Here is a 6,622-nt window from a genome sequence, read left to right as displayed (position 1 = left end):
CTCTTGCCGAAGGACATCGCCCCCCGGCCGCCGGCACCACCCTGCATCTGGCGCATGAAGTAGATCCAGACACCGATCAGCAGCAGCATGGGGAACCAGCTGATGAGGATATCCATCAACAGCGAACGCCGGGCGGGCTCCTCCACGCGGATCTCCACATTGCTGGCCAGCAGGTCGCCGATCAGGCCGGGATCATTGGGGGCGTAGGTATTGAAGCGCTCGCCGCCGATGGTACGACCTTGGATGGTCTTGTCCTCGATGTAGACGCTATTGATGCGTCCGGCCTTCACCTCACTGAGGAATTCCGAATAGGACCAGGCCTGGGGCTGCGGTTGGGTCGGGCTGAAGTTGTTGAACACCGACATCAGCACGATGGCGATAACCGCCCAGATAATCAGGTTTTTTACCAGCTCGTTCAAGGGTCTACCTCGACTTTGTCTGTCGTGTGCTCGTGGTTTTAACTGACCTTACACCAGTTTGACGCCCCTGGCCAACGCATATACTTCCCGCGATCGGGAGCGTGACGCCTCGGGCTTGCGGATCTGGACCTTTTCGAACCGTCCGCGCAGGGTCTTCACGTAATCGTCAAAACCCGCCCCGTGGAAAAGTTTGACCAGGAAATCACCGCCGGGTTTCAACACCCGGCCTGCCGTATCCAGGGCCAGCTCCGCCAGGTACATGGCCCGAGGCTGATCCACGGCCTCCACACCACTGGTATTGGGGGCCATGTCGCAGATTACAAGGTCTGCCGGCTCACCCCCCAGGGCGGCGAGGATGGCCTCCAGGACGTCCTCCTCGTGAAAATCCCCCTGGATGAACGTCACCCCCTCAATGACATCCATGGGCAGGATATCGGAGGCGATCACCCGGCCCTTGCGACCCACCTCGCCGACGGCGAACTGGGTCCAGCCGCCGGGGGCGGCGCCCAGGTCCAGCACCTGCATGCCGGGCCGGATAATCCGGTCGCGGGCCTGGATCTCCTGCAGCTTGTAGACGGCGCGGGAGCGCCAGCCTTCCTGCTGCGCCTTCTGGACGAAGGGATCGCTGAAATGTTCCTTGAGCCAGCGGCTACTGGTCTTGCTGCGTGCCATGGGTACGGGTTTCCGGGGGTTACTTCCTGCGGACGTCGGATCGGCGGGCGATGTTGCCCGGGGTCAGACTCCTACAGCGGGTGAGTGCATGCTAGACTCGGCATCCCTGGAACGGCCCGCATGCCCCGGCCGCCCTGTCATCTCGCGGGAACCTCCCGCGCCTTGGTTATTCTTGCGGATTTTCCCTGACATGCCCATCGAAAGACACATCAAGCACCTGCGTGCCCTGGCGCACTCCCGTAAACCCGTGGTCAGCCTCGGCCGCAACGGCCTCACCGAACCGGTCATGGAGGAAATCCGCCGGGCGCTGGATCACCATGAACTCATCAAGATCAAAGTGGCCATCGGCGATCGGGAGCAGCGAGATGCGGCGGTCAGTGAAATCTGCGGGCAAACCGGGGCGGAACTGGTACAGCGGGTGGGATTCATCGCCACCCTGTTCCGACGCAATCCGGAAAAGCCGGTGATCGAACTGCCCTGAATCCCGCAGCCCTTCTCCCCGGGGGAGAAGGGCTGTCCGCGGCCATCAACGGTAGTGTACCGCCAGGATCTCGAAGTGTTTCTCCCCGCCCGGGGCGCTGAAGTGGATCTCGTCCCCTTCATGCTTGCCGATCAGGGCCCGGGCGATGGGTGAGTTCACCGAAATCAGGCCCGCCTTGATGTCGGCCTCGTCGTCCCCCACGATCTGGTAGGTCACCTCCACGTCCGAATCCAGGTCCACCAGTTTGACGGTGGCGCCAAAGACCACCTTGCCGCCGGCACTGAGGGTGGTCACGTCGATGATCTGTGCGTTGGAGAGCTTGGCCTCCAGATCCTTGATACGTCCTTCGATGAACCCCTGCTGCTCCCGTGCGGCATGGTATTCGGCATTTTCCTTCAGATCGCCATGGGCACGGGCCTCGGCAATGGCGGCAATCACCCGCGGACGATCCTCGCTCTTGAGGCGCTGCAACTCCGCCTTGAGCAATTCGGCCCCACGTACCGTCAAAGGCGTCTTGTTCATGAGCGGATCTCCTTGTGCATGTCCTGCAGGCAGTACACCTGGTCGCTGTCCAGGTATTCCAGGGCCTGGACCGTGGCATAGGCGCCGGCCAGGGTGGTGGTATAGGTCACCTTGTGCTGCAGGGCCTCGCGGCGGATCGTGAAGGAATCCGCGATGGCCTGCTTACCTTCGGTGGTGTTGATGATCAGGCTGATCTCGTCGTTCTTGATCATATCGACGATATGGGGACGACCTTCGGTCACCTTGTTGATGCGCGCGCAGGCCACGCCGGCGTCCTCCAGGGCCTGGGCGGTACCCTGGGTGGCGATCAGCTCGAAACCATGGGCGACCAGCTCCTTCGCCACCTGGATGATGCCGGGCTTGTCCACCTCGCGCACGCTGATGAAGGCCTTGCCGGTCTCGGGCAGCTTGACGCCTGCACCCAGCTGGCTCTTGGCAAAGGCCTCGGGGAAGCTGCGGCCCATGCCCATGACCTCACCGGTGGACTTCATCTCGGGGCCGAGAATGGGGTCCACGCCGGGGAACTTGATGAAGGGGAAAACGGCTTCCTTCACCGAATAGTAGTCAGGTACCACGGTCCGGGTGGCGCCCTGCTCCACCAGAGAGCGGCCGGCCATGCAGCGGGCGGCGATCTTGGCCAGAGGCATGCCGACGGCCTTGGAGACGAAGGGCACGGTACGGGAAGCGCGGGGGTTCACCTCCAGCACGAAGATGCGGTCCCGCTGAATGGCAAACTGGGTATTCATCAGTCCCACCACACCCAGGGCCAAAGCCATCTTGCGCACCTGTGCGATGATCTCGTCCTGCAGCGCCATGCTCAGGCTGTAGGGCGGCAGGGAACAGGCAGAGTCACCGGAATGCACACCGGCCTGTTCGATATGCTGCATGATGCCGCCGATGAGTACGTCCTTGCCGTCGCAGATGGCGTCCACGTCCACCTCCACGGCATCATCCAGGAAGCGATCCAGCAGCACCGGCGCATCATTGGACACCTTCACCGCGTCACGCATGTAGCGCCGCAGATCGGACTCGTTATAGACGATCTCCATGGCGCGGCCGCCCAGCACGTAGGAGGGGCGTACCACCACCGGATAGCCGATGGCCTCGGCGTGACGTACCGCCTCGTCCACGCTGCGGGCGGTGCGGTTGGGAGGCTGGACCAGTTCCAGCTTCTCGATCAGCTGCTGGAAGCGCTCCCGGTCCTCCGCCAGGTCGATGCAATCGGGGGTGGTGCCGATCACCGGCGCACCGGCGGCCTCCAGGTCCCGGGCCAGCTTCAGCGGGGTCTGGCCACCAAACTGGATGATGATGCCCTTGGGTTTTTCCAGGTGCACGATCTCCAGCACGTCCTCCAGGGTCAGCGGTTCGAAGAACAGCCGGTCGGAGGTATCGTAGTCGGTGGAAACGGTCTCCGGGTTGCAGTTGACCATGATGGTCTCATACCCGTCCTCGCGCATGGCCAGGGCGGCATGCACGCAGCAGTAGTCGAACTCGATCCCCTGCCCGATACGGTTGGGGCCGCCGCCCAGCACCATGATCTTCTCGCGGCCGGAGGGGTTGGCCTCGCACTCTTCCTCATAGGTGGAGTACATGTAGTCGGTGGTGGAGGCGAACTCGGCGGCACAGGAATCCACCCGCTTGTAAACGGGGTGGATGCCCAACTCGTGGCGATAGGCACGCACGGTCCGTTCGGTCTCGTTGAGCAGCTTGGCCAGACGGCGGTCGGAGAAACCGTACTGCTTGAGGGTGAACAGGGTCTGACGATCCAGGTCTTTCAGAGATCGGGTCTTGAGGTCCTGCTCGATGTCCACCAGCTCCTGGATCTGGGCCAGGAACCAGGGATCGACGCGGCTGAGCTCATGCACCTGCTCCAGGGTCAGACCGAAACGGAAGGCATCGGCCACGTACCAGATGCGCTCGGGACCGGCATCCGCCAGTTCGCTGCGGATGGTGGACTCGGCGTCTTCTCCGTTCAGATCCACCATCTCGTTGAGACCGTCACTGCCGGTCTCCAGGCTGCGCAGGGCCTTCTGGAAAGATTCCTGGAAGGTACGGCCGATGGCCATGGCCTCACCCACGGACTTCATCTGGGTCGTCAGCTTGGCCTTCGCGCTGGGGAACTTCTCGAAGGTGAACCGAGGAATCTTGGTCACCACGTAATCGATGGACGGCTCGAAGGAGGCCGGGGTCACCCCGCCGGTGATCTCGTTGCGAAGCTCATCCAGGGTGAAGCCCACGGCCAGCTTGGCCGCCACCTTGGCGATGGGGAAGCCGGTGGCCTTGGAGGCCAGGGCCGAGGAGCGGGACACCCGGGGATTCATCTCGATGACCACCAGACGACCGTCCTGCGGATTCACAGCGAACTGCACGTTGGAACCGCCGGTATCCACACCGATCTTGCGCAGCACCGCCAGGGAGGCGTTGCGCATGATCTGGTATTCCTTGTCCGTCAGGGTCTGGGCCGGGGCCACGGTGATGGAGTCACCGGTATGGACGCCCATGGGATCCAGGTTCTCGATGGAGCAGATGATGATGCAGTTGTCCGCACGGTCGCGGACCACCTCCATCTCGTACTCCTTCCAGCCCAGCACGGATTCCTCCACCTGCACCTCGTTGACCGGGGACAGGTCCAGGCCGCGCCTGACGATCTCTTCGTATTCTTCCCGGTTGTAGGCGATGCCGCCGCCGCTGCCGCCCATGGTGAAGGACGGGCGGATGATGATGGGATAACCGATCTCCGGCTGCACCCGTTGGGCCTCTTCCCAGCTGTTGACCATGAAGGCCATGGGTGAGGCCAGGCCGATCTCGTCCATGGCCTGACGGAAGCGTTCCCGGTCCTCGGCCATGTCGATGGCGTCTTCGGTGGCGCCGATCAGTTCCACGCCGAACTGTTCCAGCACGCCGTTGCGGGCCAGATCCAGGGCACAGTTGAGGGCGGTCTGCCCGCCCATGGTGGGCAGGACCGCGTCCGGGCGCTCCCGTTCGATGATGCGGGCAACGGTCTTCCACTCCACCGGCTCGATATAGACGGCATCGGCCATCTCCGGGTCGGTCATGATGGTGGCCGGGTTGGAATTCACCAGGATGACCCGGTAACCCTCTTCGCGCAGGGCCTTGCAGGCCTGGGCACCGGAGTAGTCAAACTCACAGGCCTGGCCGATGACGATGGGGCCGGCGCCTATGATGAGGATACTCTGGATGTCGGTTCTCTTTGGCATGGGTGTCCTACCGTGAACAGCCCGGCGCCTTCAGGGGCGCCGGCGGGCAAAATGGGGGGCGGTCTTTATGGGTCGGATCAGGTGCCGTAGCAGCGCCATCCAAATCGAAACGAGCAGGCCCGGACGACGCTTGGAAAGTACTTCATGACACGCCGAGTCCTCAGCCCTGATGGGCTCGCATCATGTCGATGAACCGGTCGAACTGCGGCGCCACGTCCTCGGGACCGGGGCTCGCCTCCGGGTGTCCCTGGAAGCTCAGGGCCGGACGGTCGGTCAGTTCGATGCCCTGCAAGGTCCCGTCGAACAGGGAACGGTGGCCCGCGCGGGCATTGCCCGGCAGGGTCTGCTCGTCGATGGCAAAGCCGTGGTTCTGACTGGAGATCATCACCTTCCCGGTGGCCAGATCCTGGACGGGATGATTGGCACCGTGATGGCCGAACTTCATCTTCACGGACTTGGCGCCCACGGACAGTCCCAGCAGCTGATGCCCCAGGCAGATACCGTACAGGGGAACATTTTTTTCCAGCAGTCCCTGGATGCCGCGGATGGCATAGTCGCACGGAGCCGGGTCACCGGGGCCGTTGGAAAGCAGGACGCCGTCCGGGTTCAGGGCCAGAATCTCCTCGGCGGTACTGGTACCGGGCACGACGGTAATCCGGCACCCCCGATCCGCCAGCAGACGCAGCATGTTGCGCTTGACGCCGAAGTCGTAGCAGACCACATGGAAAGGACGCTCGGCAGGTCCCGGGCGATAACCTTCGCCCAGGGCCCAGCTACCTTCCGTCCATTCGTACGCCGCTGCCGTGGTAACGGTCTTCGCCAGATCCATGCCGTTGATGCCCGGGAAGGCACGGGCGGCCTCCAAGGCCTTGGCCTCGTCCACCTCGCCGGCCATGATGCAGCCGTTCTGGGCGCCCTTTTCCCGCAGCAGGCGGGTCAGGCGACGGGTGTCCACGCCGGTGATGGCGACGATACCGTGACGCTTGAGGTAGTCGGGCAGGGATTCGGCGGCACGCCAGCTGGACATGCGCGCAGGCACGTGGCGGACGATCAGGCCGGCGGCCTGGGGCCCGGCGGCCTCTTCATCTTCGGGATTGATGCCGGTATTGCCGATGTGGGGATAGGTGAGCGTCACCATCTGACGCGAATAGGAGGGATCCGTGAGGATTTCCTGATAACCGGTCATGGATGTATTGAACACGACTTCACCCACGGTGGTTCCTTCCGCACCCAGGGCGTAACCGTGAAACAGACTGCCATCTTCCAAAGCCAGCAAGGCGGGTGTGGTTCTCAAAGAGTCCTCCGGCACA

Annotated in this window: 6 protein-coding genes; 1 reads left to right on the top strand and 5 read right to left on the bottom strand. The window is 63.2% G+C overall.

Going from position 1 to position 6,622, the window contains the following annotated elements; all coding sequences use genetic code 11:
* Together LQ952_RS02205 and rlmE are read right to left on the bottom strand one after the other, a co-directional pair.
* On the bottom strand, nucleotides 1–419 hold a 419-nt coding region (locus LQ952_RS02205; protein ID WP_238621019.1), incomplete at its 3' end, for an ATP-dependent metallopeptidase FtsH/Yme1/Tma family protein.
* 48 nt (nucleotides 420–467) lie between these two features.
* Nucleotides 468–1,091 (bottom strand): 23S rRNA (uridine(2552)-2'-O)-methyltransferase RlmE, encoded by a 624-nt coding sequence (gene rlmE, locus LQ952_RS02200; RefSeq protein WP_238621018.1) that lies wholly within the window; start codon nucleotides 1,089–1,091, stop codon nucleotides 468–470.
* A gap of 190 nt (nucleotides 1,092–1,281) precedes the next feature.
* Here rlmE and yhbY point away from each other — a divergent pair, with 190 nt between their 5' ends.
* Nucleotides 1,282–1,572: a ribosome assembly RNA-binding protein YhbY gene (gene yhbY, locus LQ952_RS02195; RefSeq protein ID WP_238621017.1), complete on the top strand. Its 291-nt coding sequence runs from the start codon at nucleotides 1,282–1,284 to the stop codon at nucleotides 1,570–1,572.
* Nucleotides 1,573–1,617: 45 nt separating this feature from the next.
* Here yhbY and greA read toward each other — a convergent pair whose 3' ends face one another.
* From greA to carA, 3 genes are all read right to left on the bottom strand, one after another.
* Complete coding sequence (gene greA, locus LQ952_RS02190) at nucleotides 1,618–2,094, bottom strand: transcription elongation factor GreA (RefSeq protein WP_238621015.1); 477 nt, start codon at nucleotides 2,092–2,094, stop codon at nucleotides 1,618–1,620.
* Nucleotides 2,091–5,312: a carbamoyl-phosphate synthase large subunit gene (gene carB, locus LQ952_RS02185; RefSeq protein ID WP_238621013.1), complete on the bottom strand. Its 3,222-nt coding sequence runs from the start codon at nucleotides 5,310–5,312 to the stop codon at nucleotides 2,091–2,093. The genes greA and carB overlap by 4 nt, the downstream gene beginning before the upstream one ends.
* 160 nt (nucleotides 5,313–5,472) lie before the next feature.
* Nucleotides 5,473–6,606 carry a glutamine-hydrolyzing carbamoyl-phosphate synthase small subunit gene (gene carA, locus LQ952_RS02180; RefSeq protein WP_238621012.1) on the bottom strand — a complete coding sequence of 378 codons (1,134 nt, stop codon included), beginning with the start codon at nucleotides 6,604–6,606 and terminating at the stop codon, nucleotides 5,473–5,475.
* Nucleotides 6,607–6,622 lie beyond the last annotated feature (16 nt).

This window comes from Ectothiorhodospira lacustris, assembly GCF_022227785.1.
Lineage (GTDB): Bacteria > Pseudomonadota > Gammaproteobacteria > Ectothiorhodospirales > Ectothiorhodospiraceae > Ectothiorhodospira > Ectothiorhodospira lacustris.
The sequence above is the reverse complement of the archived record's forward strand: the minus strand, read 5'-3'. Positions and strand labels throughout refer to the sequence as shown.

Coding starts and splice junctions, on each gene's coding strand:
- rlmE (WP_238621018.1), bottom strand. CDS start 1,091: ATGGCACGCAGCAAGACCAGTAGCCGCTGGCTCAAGGAACATTTCAGC.
- yhbY (WP_238621017.1), top strand. CDS start 1,282: ATGCCCATCGAAAGACACATCAAGCACCTGCGTGCCCTGGCGCACTCC.
- greA (WP_238621015.1), bottom strand. CDS start 2,094: ATGAACAAGACGCCTTTGACGGTACGTGGGGCCGAATTGCTCAAGGCG.
- carB (WP_238621013.1), bottom strand. CDS start 5,312: ATGCCAAAGAGAACCGACATCCAGAGTATCCTCATCATAGGCGCCGGC.